Origin of the sequence: Alcaligenes faecalis (assembly GCF_005311025.1) — a bacterium.
Taxonomy (GTDB): domain Bacteria; phylum Pseudomonadota; class Gammaproteobacteria; order Burkholderiales; family Burkholderiaceae_B; genus Alcaligenes; species Alcaligenes phenolicus.
In genome coordinates this window covers 1,077,843-1,094,156 of sequence record NZ_CP031747.1, presented here as the reverse complement: position 1 = coordinate 1,094,156, position 16,314 = coordinate 1,077,843, and the positions used below count along the sequence as shown (strand labels likewise).

The window sequence follows — 16,314 nt, the reverse complement described above, 5'->3', positions numbered from 1 at the left end:
GGCTTGGCTTGGCAGATCAGTATCAGCTACTTAAACCACCTCAGGGAATACTCAGCCACCTAACGCCACTGAAAATATTTCCCAAGCCTCCAGCCCACCATCTACCCTTGTACTGCCTCCGCTTGATTACGGCGACGTCCAGCCGCCACACGCCACTCCAGCAGGCTCTTGAGCATCACAGACACAATCGCGAACACCGCCAGCAACGCAGCCGCTGTAAAAGCCGCTGCTGCCTTGTTATCGTTGTTCAGCTGATCCACCAGCAAGGACAAGGTCAAAGTCTGATTCATGATGGTGCCCGACACCACGGACACGGCCCCAAACTCCCCAATCGCACGGGCATTGGTCAACACCACACCATAGAGCAAAGCCCATTTGATATCAGGCAGCGTCACATGCCAGAAGATCTGCCAGCCGTTTGCACCCAGACTTAAAGCCGCCGCCTGTGCATCCGAGCCCTGAGCCTGCATGATGGGAATCAGGATACGAGCCACATAAGGCGTCGTCACAAAGATAGTGACCATCAAGATACCCGGCCAGGCGAACATCAACTGAATATCACGCGCGCTTAGCCATTGCCCCAGGGACGACTCCACACCGTAGACCACCAGGTAACACAGGCCCGCCACCACCGGAGAGACCGCGTAAGGCAAATCCACCAAGGTACTTAGCAGACGACGACCACGGAACTGGTAATGCGTCAGACACCAGGCCAGCAAGATGCCAAAGACCATATTCAGGGGCACCGTCAGCACCGCCACAAACAGAGTCAACCCGATGGCATGCAGCATATAGTCCTCTTGCAGATTGCTCCACAAGGCAGGCAAACCATCGCCCAAGGCTTTGGAGAAAATCAGTACCAAGGGGACTACCAGCAGCCCCAGCACCAACACAATGCCCAAGGCCAAAATCAGGCGGTCTGCCGTGCTTTTAGGTGTTTTTCTCATGGTGCCCTCCGCTGCCAGCCCAATAGACGATTCTGCACCATCTGCAAGGTGAACAAGAGCAGCAAGGATGCGATCAAGATCACCGAGGCAATCGCGGCAGCGGCCGGGTAATTGAACTCTTGCAGCCGCACAAAAATCATCAGGGACGACACTTCAGTTTTGAAGGGAATATTGCCCGCAATCATGATGACTGCGCCAAACTCACCCAGGCTACGAATAAAAGCTTGAGACGCTCCAGTCACCAGAGCAGGAATCAGCGGTGGGAACACCACCTTGCTAAAGGTCTGCCAGCCACTGGCACCCAAGGTGTGGGCAACCTCTTCATACTCGGCACCCAGCTCTTCAATCACGGGCTGCACGATACGCACCACAAAGGGCAAACTGGTGAACGTCATGGCCAACACAATACCGGGGTATTGATAAGCAACCTTCCAACCCTCCGGCAGAAACTGGCCAAACCAGCCACCAGGCACAAATAGCGTCGCCAAGGTCAAACCTGCTACCGACGTTGGCAAGGCAAACGGCAGGTCCACCAAAGCATCAATCAGACGGCGCCCCGGAAACTCAAAGCGCGTGATAATCCAGGCAATGATGAAGCCCACCACACTGGCAATCACAGTGGAGTAAAAAGCGGCACTGATCGTGACCTGATAACTGCTGACAACGCGTTTATCAGTCACCGCACGCCAATAATCGGCCAGGCTCATGTCACTGACGTACATGAACAAGGCCGACAACGGCAGCAGCACAATAATGGACAGGTACAGGACGCTAAAGCCAAAGCTCAGTCCAAAACCCGGCATGACGGGGCGGCGCAGAAAGAAGATGGGCTTTAGCGCAGTCTTCGCCCCGGAATCCTGCGCCCCGCCCACAAGAGTACGACTCATGAATTACTTGGCCAGCAACTGGTCCAACACCCCGTTAGCAGCAAAGTGGCGGCTCTGGATGTCAGTCCAGGAACCCAGAACATCAGTAGGATTGATCAGCTTGACCGGCGCGTACTTGGACTCGAACTCCTTGGCCACGGCAGGATCCGTCACACGGTAGTTGAAGCCAGCCAGCAGGCGCTGAATCTCGGGGGTGTACTGGAACTTCAGGTATTCGGTTGCTTCCTTGCGAGTGCCTTTCTGGTCGACCACTCGGTCCACCACGGCTACCGGGAACTCGGCCAATACGCTGACAGGGGGCACCACCACTTCCAGCTCGCTGCCCTTGAACTCATCGCTGGCAGCAATATTGATCACTTCGGATTCAAAGGTCAGCAAAACGTCGCCCTGACCATTCTGGGCAAACGCCACGGTCGCACCACGACCACCTGTGGGGAAGCTTTCTACATTCCCCAGCACCTTGCCGACAAACTCCTTGATCTTGGCTTCGTCACCGCCGAAAGCCTCATTGGCGTACAACCAGGACGCCAAATAGGTGTAGCGGGCATTACCCGAGGTCTTGGGGTTCGGGAACACCAGCTTCACATCGTCACGTACCAAATCATCCCAGGACTTGATGTTCTTGGGATTGCCCTTGCGCACCAGAAAAGCGATGGTGCTGTAGTAAGGCGAGCTGTTGTTCGGGAACTTGCTGGCCCAATCCTTGGCAACCGCCCCGCGCTCGGCCAGGAATTCAATATCGGTAACCTGGTTGAAAGTAACGGTGTCTACTTTCTTGCCCTGGATAATGTCCTGGGCTTGACGAGAGGTCCCAGCAAAAGACTGGTCAATCTTGATGTCTTCACCAGTCGTCGCTTTCCAGTGTTCGACAAACTTGGGGTTGATCGCCGCAAAGGTCTCGCGCGCCACGTCAAACGAGGCGTTCAGCAAAGAAACCTGGGCACTGGCCGTGCCACCCAGCAAAGACGCCAACAACAAGGCAGAGCCAACAATAGACTTCAATTTCATGGTGTTCCCCAAAGGTCCCGGACGCGGCCTTCGGAGCCCGTCACTGATGTTCAATCGCGTGCTATCTATATAAGCGCAGCTTGGATAGATCAGATTATGGGTAGGGGAAAAGGCATTTAAAACGACATTTTCATCATGCTCTTATAACCAGAACCTATCTATTGGCTGGGCTGGCGTGGTGTGCACCACAGCAATATTTTTCTGGTGATTGCTTCTTGGCGAAAAACCCGGCTATAATCGTCAATTCGCCGGCTTAGCTCAGTTGGTAGAGCAGCGCACTTGTAATGCGAAGGTCGAGGGTTCAACTCCTTTAGCCGGCACCACGAATAAAACAAAACGCCAAGCTTTTGAAAGCTTGGCGTTTTGTTTTTCTGCTGTCGGAATCTTGCCTTTACTCTGGCGGGAATGCTTCGTACTGAGACAGATCATCAGTAATCTCATGCCAAGATGCTTTCGAACCTACGAACACATGGCATGTCGGACGCGCACCAGGGTCATCATCCAATACACCTAGCGCCAAGCCTAGCTCCCCCGGCTTCTGATCAAACTTGGTCAAAATATTTGATCCACACCGAGAACAAAAGCCACGGTGTTCCCCTGGCGAGGACTCATAAAAGCGCAACAGCTCCTGCCCGCGAAGCCAATGAAAGTCTTTAGTCTTTACCTTGCCCCGCGCCCTGAACGCAGAACCATGAGACTTGCGACACATACGGCAATGGCAATAGAGCAGATCCGTAATGGAGCCGGTGATATCAAAGACCACGCCTTGGCAAAGACAGCTTCCTCTCACAAGCCATACCTCCAAAGAGTAAATTTCTCGCCGCTGATTTAAGCGGGCGTCGAACGCCTTACTCGATAGAGGATACAAGACATTGGGCCAAATCTGCCGGACGACATAAGGCCGCCAGCCCGCCGCCCCACCTTATAGCCTCACCGGCGTCACCAGCCCCCCTTCCTTGACGAAGCGCTCCACATTCTTCAACACCAGCTCACACATGGCCGCTCGGGTTTCACGGGTCGCGCTCCCTACATGGGGTAATACTACGACCCGATCATTGCTCAGCAATTCAGTTGGCACTTCAGGTTCGTTCTCGAACACATCGAGCCCTGCTCCTGCCAATTGGCCGTTTTCAAGAGCGGCGACCAGGGCTTTTTCATCCACGACAGAACCACGGGCGACGTTGATAAGGTAGCTGTGGGGCCCAAGAGCGTTCAAGACCTCGGCGGACACCAGGTGGTAGGTTTCCGGGCTGCCGGGGCATGCCACGATGAGGAAATCGCACCATTGCGCCAAGGCCAGCAGCGAAGGCTCGTGCTGCCAAGGCAACTCAGGTTTGGCGCTACGTGTGTGATAGCGGATCTCCATGTCAAAGCCGATCGCGCGACGTGCAATCACCTGTCCGACTCGGCCCATGCCCAACATGCCCAGACGCTTGCCGCTGACCCGCGTGCTTGGCATGGTGGGGCCGACACGCGGCCAGTCACCACGCCTAACGTGACGGTCAGAAGCAGAAATGCCCCGCACCGTATCGATTAGCAAGCCCATGGCCAAGTCGGCCACGCAATCGTTTAGAACATCCGGCGTATTGCTCAGCATCACCCCACGCGCACGGACGGCATCCAGGTCGATGGCATCGTAGCCAACGCCCAAGCTACAAATCGCTTTCAGGTTTGGCAAGGCATCAATCAGTGCCTTGTCTGCGCCCTGCGTTCCGGTGGTGATCAGCACCGTGAATTCAGCTCCGTGCTCACGCAAGAACGCCGCTTGATCAGGCGCATCGCTCAGGGTTTCGACCGGGCACAAGGCGGGCAGTTTGCCCGCCAGCGGTGGTGGCAAGGGGCAGGCTTGAAGAATTTTCTGGCTCATGGTCATCATTCGCTCGTAAAAACGTCGAAATCGACTTGTTTCAACAGTGCATTGCTCTGGCGTATGACATGCCCCGCAGCGGCGGCTTTACGGCGATAGGCCAACCAGCGGGGGTCAGCCTCCAAGGCATTACGACGGGCCTCTCGGTCAGCCATATCTTCGTATGCCCACAGGTGCACCACCTGATTCAACTCGCCCACTTCCGTGGTGTAGTAGCCGTGGCAGGGGCCCAGATGTTCGATCTGTATGGCACGTCCTTCCGTCGCGTACAAGGACAGGAAATCGCGCAGCAGGCCGGTGGGGATGGTGTAGGTTCTTTGGTCGATAATCATATTGCGAATCCGTTTTTATCCAAGGTATTTGGGCAAAAGCAGCGAGATGGCCGGGAAGGCCAAAAGCACCGCCAGGCGGAAAACGTCGGCTACCACGAAGGGAATCACACCCCGATACAGCGTGCTCATCTTCACGTCGGGCAGCAGGCTTTTCAGGACCATCACGTTCATGCCCACGGGCGGGGTGATGAAGCTGATTTCCGTAACCACCACCACGATGATGCCGAACCAGATCAGGTCAAAGCCCAGGTGCTGCACCAAGGGGTAGAAAATAGGCACGGTCAGCAAGACCATGGACATACTTTCCAACACACTGCCCAGCACGATGTAAATCGCGCAAATCAGCAGAATCACCACGATCGGGCTCATATCGAACTGTTGCACCCAATCCTGCAAATCGCCAGGCATGGAGGTGAAGTTGATGAAGCTGGAAAACAGCAAGGCTCCGATCAGCACCATGAACAGCATCCCCGTGGTACGCGCCGACTCGACCAGCACGTTGGAAAGCACTTGCCAGGTCAAACGGCCACGCAACAGCGCGAACAGGAAGGCACCACACGCACCAATCCCCGCCGCTTCGGTAGAACTGAAGATCCCGCCGTAAATACCGCCCATGACGATGATGAACAGCACCAGCACGCCCCAGACATCGCGCAACGCAAGCAAACGCTCTTTCCAGCTCATGCGCTCGCCGGGAGGGCCCGCATTGGGGTCACGCCAGATCGTCCAGCGCACCGCCAGAAGATAGAAAATAATGGCCAGCAGGCCCGGCGAAATACCGGCAGCAAACATCTTGCCTATGCTCTGCTCGGTCAAGATGGCATAGACCACCATGACAATAGAGGGCGGAATCAGAATGCCCAGCGTGCCACCGGCAGCGATGGAACCGGAAGCCAGCGCACGGCTATAGCCCAGTCTGCGCATTTCCGGATAAGCCACCTTGGACATGGTGGCCGCTGTTGCCAGGCTGGAGCCACACACGGCACCAAAGCCACCACAGGCCACCACCGTAGACATGGCCAAACCACCTTTACGATGGCCCAGGAAGGCATACGCCGCCGCATACAGTTCTTTGGACAACTTGGCTTGAGTAATGAAATTACCCATCAAGATGAACAGCGGCAGTACGGACAGCAAATACTGAAAACCGCTTTCACGCACGACTGCGCCGGTCATGGCATAGGCAGAAGGCCAATTGCGCATGATGCCAACGCCAATAAAGCCCACCAGGGCCATGGAAAACGCCACCGGCACCCGCAGGAAGATCAAGAGGAGCATGGCTGCAAAGCCAATCAGTGCTTCAGTCATTCTGTGCCTCTTCTTCCAGATGGGCGGTGTCTGCGTTCAGATCCCGGCGAAGCTGAGCCAGCTCCACGATGGTGTTGACGAACAGCATGATGCTCATGAAATAAACAACTGGAGCCAATGGCAGCCCCAGCAAAGTGGTCTGATCCAGGTATTCGGCCGCCGACTCGGCTTGTGTCCAGCTGACCATGGCCAGCAAGGCACTGATTCCAGCGGCCAGCAGGTGGCTGGTGACATGGACGACACGGACACCCTTCTCCCCACCAGGAATAGGCACTAAATCAACAACAACGTGTTCGCGCTCCATGGTGGCAAACACGATGCCGCAGAAAATGACACCTACCATCAATATTTCGGTCAGCTCTACCGCCCCCATGACCGATACGTTGAAAATGTAGCGCCCTAATACATCAGCCAGAGTCAGCAAGGCCAGCGAGACCATGCATAACTCGGTCAAACGTCGAAGACCCGCTCTTAATAAAGAGAGAATGGAGTTCATGCTTTGTAGCTCCGGGACTGCTGGCGCACGAGGCGCACAGCAGGTTCAAGACAGTCTGCGTGTACTGATCAATTCGCGCTTTCCCGCTGCTTCAGGTCGGCACGGAACTCGGCCAGTACAGCAGGCCCGTCTATGCCCTTGGCCTTGGCGGCATCCAGCCATGCCTGCTCGAAGGACGCTGTGCGCTCTTTGACGGCGGCAATCAGCTCATCGCTGGCAGGATGAAACTGCACCTTGTGCTCTTCCAGGATCTTCATGGCGGCCACGTCTGCATCACCCCAGGCCTTGCCGCCCAGGCGAGCAATATGCTCACCGGACAGGCTCATCAGAATCTCGCGGTCTTTTTCAGACAAACGATCAAAGGCGCTCGGGTTCATGATGATGCCGTGCAGATCCGCATAGAGGCCACCGGGAAAAACCGTGGCGTGCTTGACCACCGTATCCAGGCGGAAAGAGGCCACGGACTCGGGCGGGAACAGCACGCCGTCCACCACGCCGGTGCTCAGCAGCTCATACGATTCGGAGGCTGGCTTCACAACCGCGTTCACCTTCAGGGCCTTGGACAAGTCGGCCTGCATGCCACCACCAATGCGCAGCTTCAGGCCCTCGAAGTCGGCAATGTTCTGTACCTGCTTGTCAGTGGTGTAGACGCTGCCTGGGCCGTGTCCATAAATGCCTAGCAATTTGATACCGCGATGCTCTTTGGCATCTTGCAGGTACTTGCTATAAATGTCCCAGGCCGCCAGCGAAGTAGACTCGGCGCTATTGCCCGAGAACGGCAGCATGGCAAACTTCATCAAATCAAAATTGCCGGGGTAATAGGAGTAGGAAATAAAGGCCAGATCCACAATCCCATTGCGTACCGCATCCAGGTGCCCTACCGGGTTGGTCACGGCCTTGGTCAGAAAGTTGATCTTGACGCGCCCTTCAGTGGCCTGCTCCACCTCTTTGGCCCAGGGCTTCATGAAGTTCGCCACCAGCACATGCGTTTGCGGAATCCAGGCAGAGAAAGTCAGCTCCACAGGCTTGTCCGCTTTTGCGGGACCAGCTGCCACTGCCAGGCTGGTTAAGGCCATACCCAACAGGCGAGAAATCCATCGGTTCTTCATGGGGAAATCCTTTTTTGGTGGTAGTTCGTTATAGGTATAGTTAGCCAGGCCCGTCAGGAGACAAGGGCCTGCTCAATCAAGGTTTCGGCATCGCCGTCATGATGCATACCCAACTGCGTGGCGATTGCCGTTGTCAAAGGCGGCCACTGGGCAAACTGCTGGTCAAACTGAGGGTTGGACTGAAAGCTCAATCCCGCATCGGCCCCCCGGCCATAGCGGGATTTGGCAGCCTGTACCAGGTCTGCCACCTGAAGACGCTGGGCGGGAAGATTCCACACCCGACCAGCGGGCAAGCGAGCGGCTTCCAGGCTCGCTGTTGTCAGAAGGTGCCGCACACAGGCGGGCAAAGAAAGCAGCCAGATCCAGCCTTGGGGGCCGATGGGGCACTCGTAAGTGCTTCCAGCAGCCAAGGCATGGATCAAAGAGCTGGCAAATGAAGACAAGGCCGTTTCAGCAGTCATGGGGCGAGCAACCACAGTAGGCAAACGAACCGAGCGGCCATCCAGAAAACCCCGGCGGCTGTAATCGGCAAGCAGCAGTTCCACCATCCGCTTCTGCGTTCCGTAACTTAAAGTGGGTGCGACGGGCGTGTTGTCATCCACCTGCTGGGGCAGTGGCGTACCAAAGACACCGATACTGCTGGCATACACCACAACGGGACACTGGCCTTGCTGTCGCAGATGCTCAAACAAGCCTATCGTGCCGTCTATATTGACGCGCAAACCCCGTGCAAAATTCTCTTCAGCCAGCCGGCTGGTCACCGAGGCCAGATGGAAAACCGTGTCGGGTGCTGGCGTTAGCACCGCCCCCAGCACGGCTTTATCGGACAAGTCACCACTAATGCAACGCAGTCCAGGCAGGTGGGGATAGCCTTGCTCTTCAAAAGCCAAATCCGTCAGCGTCAGGCTTTGAATCTCATTGGCCGCAAGCAGTTTGGCCGCCGCACGAGCAAGCGCTTGACCGATGTAGCCGTTGGCGCCGGTAATCAAGACGTGCTTCATGGCTTATCTCCCGGCAGCCTGCATGCAAGCAGCATCACGCTGACGTGTCGCAGCCAGCACACCACGATCACGCAAGGGCTGGCACCAAGCCAAACCTTCTGAAGGCAAGCCGCGAGGCTGATACTCGCAACCCAGCCAGCTGTCGTAAGCCAAGGCGGGCAAAGCGGCTACGCCTGCCAGCAAATCATGCTGTGCAAGATCAGGCTCGTAGCGACCATCGGCACCCGCGATCTGCACATAGCCAATCCAGGGAGCACAGACTGCCACGCTGGACGGGACATCCAGACTTTCTTTGACGCAGTGGTAGTAATCAAACTGCAGACGCAGGCGCGGGGAGTTGAAATGCTGGAGCACCTCAATGACCTGCTCGGGCAAATAATAGAAGTACCCGGCCATATCGCTGCGGTTGAGCGCCTCCAGCGTCAGCACCAGATCATCCGCTTCAGCCAGGGCCAAAGCCTGTTCCAGATTACTGAGCAGTGCGGCCCGACAGTCTTGCTGTGCAAAAGGGCTGACGTCACCCGCCATCACATGAATACGGCGGCAGCCGGTAGCCTGTGCCACAGCACGGGCGCGATCAAAGGCTTCCTGAAACTGCGCCTGTGCGCCGGGAATGGCTGCCCAGCCCAAACGGCCCTGCCCCTCGCCTATCGGCGTATTGATCAGTGTCAGTTCCAGCTTGGCGGCTTGCAACTGACTGGCGTACCAGTCGGGTGCATAGTCATAGGGCAGTAAAATCTCGACGCCCTGAAAACCGTCAGCCGCTGCAGCCTCGAAACGTTCGCTCCAGTCCAGATGCCGATACAACCAGCTGAGATTAGCGGATAGTTGCATGGGGCCGCCTGTCTTATGCGTCTATCTGGCGAAGGAAGGCGTCACGCTGCTCAGGCAGCACAACGCTGACCAAGGCAGACACTTCGGCCTGACCCAAACCCATGGCGCTTGCCACGCGCAACATTTGCTGCACGCTGGCCGCAACCGGCATAGGCGCGCCGCTTTGTTGAGCATTGGCGATCAAGGTGTCGATATCCTTGAGCATGGTCGAGAGCGCACCGATGCTTTGCGCCTGGGCTTCTATCATGCGCGGGGCAAAGATCTGCAAGGGCTTGGAGTCCGCCCAGCCGCCCGCCAGCGCCGGGGCCAGCTTGTCCACATTGATGTTATTGCGCTGGGCAAAGCCAATGGCTTCGGCCAACGCCGCAATCGAGGTCGCCACGATGGCCTGGTTGCACAGCTTGGTCGCCTGCCCGGTACCGGAAGGCCCCATATGCGTAATATTGCCGGCATAGGCGCGCATGGCGGCCTCGGCTTCAGCCATATGGGTTTCACTACCGCCCGTCATGATGGCCAGGGTACCGGCCTCCACGCCGGGAATACCGCCAGACACCGGGGCATCAATCCAGTCAGCGCCGCAGCTCTCCACCAAACGAGCGGCCAATTTGCGTGTGGCCTCGGGGTCGATACTGGAGTGATCCACCAGCCATTTAAGGCCCGCTGCCTGAGCAATCCCGTCCGCGCCAAACACCACGGCCTCGGCAGCCTTGGCATCAAACAGACATAACAAGACGCCGTCGGTGCCTTCAGCCGCTTCACGTGGCGTGCCCACAATCTGCGCGCCGAGCGCTGCCAGCGGCTCGGCCTTTTCCCTGGAGCGATTCCAGACTTTGACCTCGTGACCCGCTTTCAGCAGGCGCTGCACCATGGCAGCACCCATCAATCCCAAACCGCAAAAACCGAGTTTCATCTTATACGTCCTCAAGCTGCTCTTGCGGCCACTCGGCAGCACCCGAGTGAGTCACTGCCCCCTCATTGGTCGGTCCAACCAGGCGTGCGTACTTCTCCAGCGCGCCAGCCAAACGATCTCGTACGAAGGGTTTCCATTGCTCTCTGCGTGCAGCCAGCTCCTCGTCGGACACATGCAGCTGCATGCTGCTTTGCGTGGCATCGATGGTGATACGGTCGCCGTCGCGCACCAAGCCGATGTTCCCACCGGCTGCCGCTTCGGGGCTGGCATAGCCGATACACATGCCGCGTGTCGCGCCGGAGAAACGGCCATCGGTCAGCAGTGCCACTTTCTCGCCATTGCCATGGCCGTAAATAGCGGCGGTAACGCTTAACATCTCGCGCATGCCGGGGCCGCCTTTGGGCCCTTCGTTGCGGATGATCAGCACGTCGCCAGTCTCGTAGGCCTGCTTGGACACCACGGCCATGCAATCTTCCTCGGTTTCAAAGACGCGAGCACGGCCTTCAAAAACCAGAGACTTCAAACCAGCAATCTTCAGCAAGGCACCATCGGGGCACAGATTGCCCTTGAGCACGACCAGGCCGCCCGACGCGTGAATGGGCTGATCGCTGCTACGCACGATACGGCCATCCACATCGGGGAAGCTCTCCAGGGCTTCGGCCAAGGTTTCGCCGGTAATGGTCAATACATCGCCGTGCAGGTGGCCGCTTTTCAACAGTGCCTTGAGCACTACAGGCACCCCGCCAATCACGTCCAGATCGCGAGCCAGATAACGGCCGCCAGGCTGCAGGTCGGCAATCAGCGGCGTGCGGTTGAACACTTCGGCCAGATCGTCCATGGTGAAACGAATGCCCACTTCGTGCGCAATGGCAGGGATATGCAAGGCCACGTTGGTCGAACCGCCAGTCGCTGCAACAGCCGCTGCGGCATTTTCCAGACTCTTGCGGGTGATGAGATCACGCGGCAAAGGACCACCGTTTTCCAGAATCTCCATCACGCGGCGACCAGCTCGGCGAGCCAGTGCGTGCCGCTGGCTGTAAACCGCCGGGGTGGTCGACGAACCCAGGAAGGACATGCCCAAAGCCTCTGCCACCATACCCATGGTATTGGCGGTGAACTGACCCGGACAGGAGCCCGCGGTCATGGCACAGGTGCGCTCAATGCCGTGCAGTTGCTCCAGGGAAATCGCCCCAGTCTGATAACGACCCACACCCTCAATGGCAGTCAGCACCGTGTTTTCAGTGCCATCGGGCGAGTAGCCCGGCAACATGGAGCCACCGTAAATGAAAACCGAAGGGACATTGAGGCGCGCCATGGCCATCAGGGTGCCGGGCAGCGTCTTGTCGCAACCGCCCAAACCGACCAAAGCGTCATAGGCATGGCCACGCACGGCTATTTCCATGCTGTCGGCAATCATCTCGCGCGAGACCAGGCTCATGCGCATGCCAGCGTGGTTCATGGAGGTGCCATCGGACACGGAAATCGTGTTCATCATGACGGGTACGCCACCACCTTGGGCTACACCCAGGCGAACGCTGTCTGCTTGTGGGCCCAGCGATTTGGAACAGGGTGTGTTGTCTCCGGCGGTTCCAATGATGGCGACCATCGAACGGTCCAGATCATCATCGTCCAGGCCTGTTGCACGCAGAAAGGCTCGGTGTGGGGTGCGAGTCACGCCCTCGGTCACTGCTTTTGATCTATGTTTTTTTAGCATGGTCTTTGGTGGTGATGAGTAGTTGAGAGATCGACTTAATCGGCCAGGTCCAAGCGATCAAAGATCCAGGAAACATCTTCCTGAATGTATTGGCGCGCCTGGGCAAAATTGCCCGCGCGCAGCGCTTTGACGGTGGATTCGTGCAGGTGATCGGCAGAGTCTTCGTTGTGCAGCTGCTCGCGGGTTTCACGCAAGTAAGCGCCCGACTGCAGCCACAGGCTCTCGATCATGGCGAGCATGACGGGAGACTGAGCAGCTCCGTAAATCGTGAAATGAAAGATCCGGTTTTTTTCCAGGCTGCTGGCCACGCCTTTGGGCGTGCGGCGCTCTTGGGTGATTTCTTGCGCCAGTTGTTCCAGCTGATCCAGCACGGACGGAGTCAGGAAAGGCCCCGCCCATTCGGTGACGGTGCCTTCGATCAAAACACGGGCGCGGCGAATATCGCTCAGGCAGGCTTTGGTAATCAAAGGGACACGGGTAGTGCCGTTAGGCAAAGGCTCCAGCCCCTGCTGTGCCACCAGACGGCGTAGTGCTTCGCGCACGGGCATGGTGCTGGTGCCCAGCGCATCGGCCAGGTACTGAATGCCAAGCACTTGGCCCGCACGGTACTCACCGTGCATCAGCTTGTTACGTAGGGCTTGATAGACCGCTTCGTTGACGGATTGCCGAACGATGGGTTGAAAAGCTTCGAGCGGAGCGCTTGTGCTTGCAGCATCTGAATGTTTCATTAAATTCCGTCACAACGTGAATTCGAGCAAAGATTTGTGATTTTTGATCAATTCTAAGGACGGACTTCTACGACAACAAATCAGAGCTAACCCTTAGCCACCTGATTCGTGATGAGCGACTCGACACGCTTTGTGAGCGAGCCGCGCATCAGCTTTTGCAGAGCACTTGATCAGGCTGCAGGGCCGGCCATTGCTGGGATTGGCAGCGCGTTAAGGCCCTTGAATTCCTGCAAGGAAAAACTGGTCTGCGCTTGCCGAACACCGGGTAAACGATGCAATTTTCGTTGCAACAATTCCGAATAGCTGTCCAGATCCTTGGCCACGACCATCAGCAAAAAATCCGCCGGACCGGCAATGCCGTGGCACATCACCACCTCCGGAATATCGCGCACGGCCTCCACAAATTGCACCGAACGCTCTTCATTTTGAAAGTCCACACTGATGCTGACAAAGGCCACCACGCCATAACCCAGGCCACGACGATCCAGCCGGGCGTGGTAGCCTGAAATAAGCCCGGCTTCTTCCATGCGTCGAATCCGGCGCCAGCAAGGCGACTGCGATATACCCACTTTTTGCGCCAGCTCGCTTGTTGTCAGCCTAGCGTTTCCTTGCAGCTCGGCCAGCAAACTGCCATCCACCTGATCCAGTTCTATTTGCATAAAAAAACCCGTTTTTTAAGTTTTTCAGAAAAAGTTATGCTTCTATAAAAAACAGCTTGGCGCAAGACCCTTAAATCCATAAGATCAACGCATAAATTTAAGTGGGATGAAATTATGAAACCACAGACCCATTTCAGCTTTACCCCTATGCCCGCCTACTCAGGTGACCGCATCCTGCCGCTGATGGAGACCTTCGGGCAAGATGTATTGCAAACTCCCCTCGGCGCGCAACGCGACTTTGATTTTCTATCGACCCACGCGACCTGTTCCACAGGTCGCGCAGATCATTATTAACGTACCGGGAACAGAACAAATGAATGCTTCCAAAGCATCGGCTGACAAGGGAATCAGCGAGACAGAGCGCATTGTTTCGGAAGAAAAAGCGCAGTTGGATTTCAGCCAATCCATGAGCTATGGCGACTACTTGCACCTGGACGAGGTGCTGGGCGCTCAACACCCGCTCTCGCCTGCCCACGACGAAATGCTGTTCATCATCCAGCACCAGACCAGCGAACTCTGGATGAAACTGATGCTGCATGAAGTGACCGCCGCCACTGCAGCCATCGCAGCCGACCGCTACGCCGACACCTTCAAGATGATGGCGCGGGTCTCGCGCATCATGGAGCAGCTGGTCAGTGCCTGGACCGTGCTCTCGACCATGACCCCGCCGGAATACACGGCGATGCGCCCTTATCTGGCCAGCTCCAGCGGTTTTCAAAGCGCGCAGTATCGCTGCATTGAATTTGCTCTGGGCAACAAGAATGCGGCCATGCTCAAGCCCCATGCCCATAGGCCAGACCTGCTCCAGATGGTCGACAAGGCGTACCGAGCCCCTTCGCTCTATGACGAGTCGCTGCGCCTGCTGGCCCGCCAAGGCTTTGCCATTCCTGCCGATCACCTGGACCGTGACTGGACACAGCCCTACGAAGCCAGCCCCGAGGTGGAAGCTGCATGGTTGGAGGTCTACCGTGACCCGCATGCACACTGGGATCTATACCAGCTGGGCGAGAAGCTGACCGACATTGAGGACGCCTTCCGTCTTTGGCGTTTCCGCCATGTCACGACTGTTGAGCGCGTCATCGGCTTCAAACGCGGCACGGGCGGCACAGGCGGCGTCAGTTACCTGCGCAAGATGCTCGATGTGGTGCTGTTCCCCGAGATCTGGACTGTTCGGACCGCGCTGTAATGCAAGCCCCACAAGACTTACTCTCCGCGCAGGAGCGCGAGCGCGAATATTCGCCCAGCTCCTGCATAGGCGGGAACTATGCGCCCTATATCGAGGACTACGCCACGCTTAGCACAGCAGCCTTGCAAAGCGGAGCTCGGCATGCCGAGCTTGCCTATGGCAGTGCCGCCGCGCATAAGCTTGACCTCTTTTTACCTGCGCCCCGCGACTCGAAATCCCTCCCGCCGCTGCTACTGTTTATTCATGGCGGCTACTGGCAGGAACTTTCCAAGGCCTCCTCTTTATTCTCGGCCCCGGACTGCATCGAGGCCGGCATTGCCTTTGCCGCTATCGATTACACCTTGGCACCGCAAGCCTCTGTCCACGAGATGGTACTGGAATGCCGCCAGGCACTGCGCTGGCTGCACCAACACGGCGAAGAGCTGGGCTTTGACCCGCAACGTATCGTCGTTTCCGGCAGTTCTGCCGGCGCCCATCTGGCGGCCATGTGCTGCTTGCGTGGATGGAAAGATGATGCCGATTTACCCGTAGGGGCACCCGCAGCGGCGGTACTGGTTTCAGGCATTTACGACCTGCAGCCCCTGATTGGCACCAGCATCAATGAGGCACTGTCTCTAGACTCGGCGAGCGCACGGGCGATCAGCCCCCAACTGCTTGATCTGACGGGCTTTCCGCCCGCCATCATCAGCTGGGGAGAAATCGAAACCTCGGAGTTCAAACGCCAGAGTCAGGCTTTTGCCGATGCGCTTAATGCACTAGGTGTCCGGTATCTGCCCCCCATCGAAATGCCAGCACGCAACCACTTCGATGTCATTCTTGACCAGGCTCGTCCCAACACCCGCTTGGGCGATGCCACGCACGCGCTCTTTGCGTCCTTGCCGGTCACCCCTACTCGGAGCAAGTGATGAAACAAGTTGTCGACGTCGGACTGCCACCCCTGAAGCAAGCGTTTTCCTGGGCCGTCAAAGCCAAGGGGGAAATGCTGTTTACGGTGAACGGACCTGTGCGGCCGGACGGCAGCATTGATACGGGAAGCATCGAGCAGCAAGCTCGCCTGACCTTTGCCAATCTGCAACGGGCCACGCAAGCGGCCGGTGGCAGCCTGGAAAATGTCACCCAAGTGCTGATCTACATGACCGATGTTGCCGACATGGACAGCATCGACAAGGTGTACAGGGAGTTTTTCTCTGCGCCCTTCCCCAACCGCGCCAGTGTTGGCGTTGCAGCCTTGGTGGAGCCGGGCATGAAGCTGGAAGTTCTGGCGTACGCAATGATCCCCTAAGACCTGCAGAGGCGGACGAGCATCCAGCAAAGCCGTCCGAGCCTTG

Annotated in this window: 19 protein-coding genes and 1 tRNA gene; 5 read left to right on the top strand and 15 right to left on the bottom strand. The window is 57.3% G+C overall.

The features are described 5' to 3' along the window. Positions 1-101 precede the first annotated feature (101 nt). The 3 genes from cysW to cysP are packed head-to-tail and all read right to left on the bottom strand — an operon-like array spanning position 102 to position 2,842. Entirely contained in the window at positions 102-947 is an 846-nt protein-coding gene (gene cysW / locus D0C27_RS05035) for a sulfate ABC transporter permease subunit CysW (RefSeq protein WP_051316283.1), read from the bottom strand. Then, entirely contained in the window at positions 944-1,834 is an 891-nt protein-coding gene (gene cysT / locus D0C27_RS05030; protein ID WP_060185455.1) for a sulfate ABC transporter permease subunit CysT, read from the bottom strand. Before cysT ends, cysW begins: the two co-directional genes overlap by 4 nt. Positions 1,835-1,837: 3 nt before the next feature. After that, entirely contained in the window at positions 1,838-2,842 is a 1,005-nt protein-coding gene (cysP, locus tag D0C27_RS05025) for a thiosulfate ABC transporter substrate-binding protein CysP (RefSeq protein WP_137430543.1), read from the bottom strand. Between the two features lie 247 nt (positions 2,843-3,089). On the opposite strand from cysP, the gene D0C27_RS05020 reads away from it, so the two are divergent. Beyond that, positions 3,090-3,165 (top strand) — tRNA-Thr (locus D0C27_RS05020). Positions 3,166-3,233: 68 nt separating this feature from the next. Here the strand turns inward: D0C27_RS05020 and D0C27_RS05015 are convergent. From D0C27_RS05015 to D0C27_RS04960, 12 genes are all read right to left on the bottom strand, one after another. After that, a complete protein-coding gene (locus D0C27_RS05015) occupies positions 3,234-3,605 on the bottom strand; it encodes a GFA family protein (protein ID WP_324577075.1) in 372 nt (123 codons plus the stop codon). Between the two features lie 159 nt (positions 3,606-3,764). After that, positions 3,765-4,715: a 2-hydroxyacid dehydrogenase gene (locus D0C27_RS05010; protein WP_137431534.1), complete on the bottom strand. Its 951-nt coding sequence runs from the start codon at positions 4,713-4,715 to the stop codon at positions 3,765-3,767. After that, positions 4,715-5,041 (bottom strand): NIPSNAP family protein, encoded by a 327-nt coding sequence (locus D0C27_RS05005; protein ID WP_035269826.1) that lies wholly within the window; start codon positions 5,039-5,041, stop codon positions 4,715-4,717. The genes D0C27_RS05010 and D0C27_RS05005 overlap by 1 nt, the downstream gene beginning before the upstream one ends. A gap of 15 nt (positions 5,042-5,056) precedes the next feature. After that, positions 5,057-6,349 (bottom strand): TRAP transporter large permease, encoded by a 1,293-nt coding sequence (locus tag D0C27_RS05000; RefSeq protein ID WP_137430541.1) that lies wholly within the window; start codon positions 6,347-6,349, stop codon positions 5,057-5,059. After that, the gene (locus D0C27_RS04995) at positions 6,342-6,845 is read right to left on the bottom strand and encodes a TRAP transporter small permease (RefSeq protein ID WP_235332453.1); all 504 of its coding nucleotides are present in this window, start codon (positions 6,843-6,845) and stop codon (positions 6,342-6,344) included. Before D0C27_RS04995 ends, D0C27_RS05000 begins: the two co-directional genes overlap by 8 nt. A gap of 68 nt (positions 6,846-6,913) precedes the next feature. Further along, a complete protein-coding gene (locus tag D0C27_RS04990; protein WP_021447249.1) occupies positions 6,914-7,954 on the bottom strand; it encodes a TRAP transporter substrate-binding protein in 1,041 nt (346 codons plus the stop codon). Positions 7,955-8,007: 53 nt separating this feature from the next. Then, on the bottom strand, positions 8,008-8,955 hold the full coding sequence (locus tag D0C27_RS04985) for an NAD-dependent epimerase/dehydratase family protein (protein WP_035269821.1): 948 nt from the start codon (positions 8,953-8,955) through the stop codon (positions 8,008-8,010). 3 nt (positions 8,956-8,958) lie between these two features. After that, positions 8,959-9,789: a hydroxypyruvate isomerase family protein gene (locus tag D0C27_RS04980; protein ID WP_137430540.1), complete on the bottom strand. Its 831-nt coding sequence runs from the start codon at positions 9,787-9,789 to the stop codon at positions 8,959-8,961. 13 nt (positions 9,790-9,802) lie between these two features. Beyond that, positions 9,803-10,699, bottom strand: a complete 897-nt coding sequence (locus tag D0C27_RS04975; protein WP_137430539.1) for an NAD(P)-dependent oxidoreductase — start codon at positions 10,697-10,699, stop codon at positions 9,803-9,805. A 1-nt stretch (position 10,700) separates the two neighbouring features. Then, the gene (gene ilvD / locus D0C27_RS04970) at positions 10,701-12,413 is read right to left on the bottom strand and encodes a dihydroxy-acid dehydratase (protein WP_137430538.1); all 1,713 of its coding nucleotides are present in this window, start codon (positions 12,411-12,413) and stop codon (positions 10,701-10,703) included. Positions 12,414-12,448: 35 nt separating this feature from the next. Then, complete coding sequence (locus D0C27_RS04965) at positions 12,449-13,141, bottom strand: GntR family transcriptional regulator (RefSeq protein ID WP_009455428.1); 693 nt, start codon at positions 13,139-13,141, stop codon at positions 12,449-12,451. A 170-nt stretch (positions 13,142-13,311) separates the two neighbouring features. Beyond that, positions 13,312-13,800, bottom strand: a complete 489-nt coding sequence (locus tag D0C27_RS04960; protein WP_035269814.1) for an Lrp/AsnC family transcriptional regulator — start codon at positions 13,798-13,800, stop codon at positions 13,312-13,314. Positions 13,801-13,914: 114 nt separating this feature from the next. Here D0C27_RS04960 and D0C27_RS04955 point away from each other — a divergent pair, with 114 nt between their 5' ends. From D0C27_RS04955 to D0C27_RS04940, 4 genes are read left to right on the top strand one after another with little or no spacing between them, the layout of a single operon-like run. Then, the gene (locus tag D0C27_RS04955; RefSeq protein WP_137430537.1) at positions 13,915-14,094 is read left to right on the top strand and encodes a hypothetical protein; all 180 of its coding nucleotides are present in this window, start codon (positions 13,915-13,917) and stop codon (positions 14,092-14,094) included. 19 nt (positions 14,095-14,113) lie between these two features. Further along, entirely contained in the window at positions 14,114-14,986 is an 873-nt protein-coding gene (gene kynA / locus D0C27_RS04950) for a tryptophan 2,3-dioxygenase (RefSeq protein WP_021447253.1), read from the top strand. Further along, positions 14,986-15,891, top strand: a complete 906-nt coding sequence (locus D0C27_RS04945) for an alpha/beta hydrolase (RefSeq protein ID WP_137430536.1) — start codon at positions 14,986-14,988, stop codon at positions 15,889-15,891. The genes kynA and D0C27_RS04945 overlap by 1 nt, the downstream gene beginning before the upstream one ends. Next, the gene (locus D0C27_RS04940) at positions 15,891-16,268 is read left to right on the top strand and encodes a RidA family protein (RefSeq protein WP_035269810.1); all 378 of its coding nucleotides are present in this window, start codon (positions 15,891-15,893) and stop codon (positions 16,266-16,268) included. The genes D0C27_RS04945 and D0C27_RS04940 overlap by 1 nt, the downstream gene beginning before the upstream one ends. Positions 16,269-16,314 lie beyond the last annotated feature (46 nt).

What these genes read in the sequence shown, in the direction of transcription:
- D0C27_RS04940 (WP_035269810.1), top strand. Translation starts at nt 15,891, where the DNA reads ATGAAACAAGTTGTCGACGTCGGACTGCCACCCCTGAAGCAAGCGTTT.
- D0C27_RS04955 (WP_137430537.1), top strand. Translation starts at nt 13,915, where the DNA reads ATGAAACCACAGACCCATTTCAGCTTTACCCCTATGCCCGCCTACTCA.
- D0C27_RS04945 (WP_137430536.1), top strand. Translation starts at nt 14,986, where the DNA reads ATGCAAGCCCCACAAGACTTACTCTCCGCGCAGGAGCGCGAGCGCGAA.
- D0C27_RS04985 (WP_035269821.1), bottom strand. Translation starts at nt 8,955, where the DNA reads ATGAAGCACGTCTTGATTACCGGCGCCAACGGCTACATCGGTCAAGCG.
- cysT (WP_060185455.1), bottom strand. Translation starts at nt 1,834, where the DNA reads ATGAGTCGTACTCTTGTGGGCGGGGCGCAGGATTCCGGGGCGAAGACT.
- D0C27_RS04960 (WP_035269814.1), bottom strand. Translation starts at nt 13,800, where the DNA reads ATGCAAATAGAACTGGATCAGGTGGATGGCAGTTTGCTGGCCGAGCTG.
- D0C27_RS04975 (WP_137430539.1), bottom strand. Translation starts at nt 10,699, where the DNA reads ATGAAACTCGGTTTTTGCGGTTTGGGATTGATGGGTGCTGCCATGGTG.
- D0C27_RS04995 (WP_235332453.1), bottom strand. Translation starts at nt 6,845, where the DNA reads ATGAACTCCATTCTCTCTTTATTAAGAGCGGGTCTTCGACGTTTGACC.
- D0C27_RS04980 (WP_137430540.1), bottom strand. Translation starts at nt 9,789, where the DNA reads ATGCAACTATCCGCTAATCTCAGCTGGTTGTATCGGCATCTGGACTGG.
- D0C27_RS04990 (WP_021447249.1), bottom strand. Translation starts at nt 7,954, where the DNA reads ATGAAGAACCGATGGATTTCTCGCCTGTTGGGTATGGCCTTAACCAGC.
- kynA (WP_021447253.1), top strand. Translation starts at nt 14,114, where the DNA reads ATGAATGCTTCCAAAGCATCGGCTGACAAGGGAATCAGCGAGACAGAG.
- D0C27_RS05010 (WP_137431534.1), bottom strand. Translation starts at nt 4,715, where the DNA reads ATGACCATGAGCCAGAAAATTCTTCAAGCCTGCCCCTTGCCACCACCG.
- D0C27_RS05000 (WP_137430541.1), bottom strand. Translation starts at nt 6,349, where the DNA reads ATGACTGAAGCACTGATTGGCTTTGCAGCCATGCTCCTCTTGATCTTC.
- D0C27_RS04965 (WP_009455428.1), bottom strand. Translation starts at nt 13,141, where the DNA reads ATGAAACATTCAGATGCTGCAAGCACAAGCGCTCCGCTCGAAGCTTTT.
- cysW (WP_051316283.1), bottom strand. Translation starts at nt 947, where the DNA reads ATGAGAAAAACACCTAAAAGCACGGCAGACCGCCTGATTTTGGCCTTG.
- ilvD (WP_137430538.1), bottom strand. Translation starts at nt 12,413, where the DNA reads ATGCTAAAAAAACATAGATCAAAAGCAGTGACCGAGGGCGTGACTCGC.
- cysP (WP_137430543.1), bottom strand. Translation starts at nt 2,842, where the DNA reads ATGAAATTGAAGTCTATTGTTGGCTCTGCCTTGTTGTTGGCGTCTTTG.
- D0C27_RS05005 (WP_035269826.1), bottom strand. Translation starts at nt 5,041, where the DNA reads ATGATTATCGACCAAAGAACCTACACCATCCCCACCGGCCTGCTGCGC.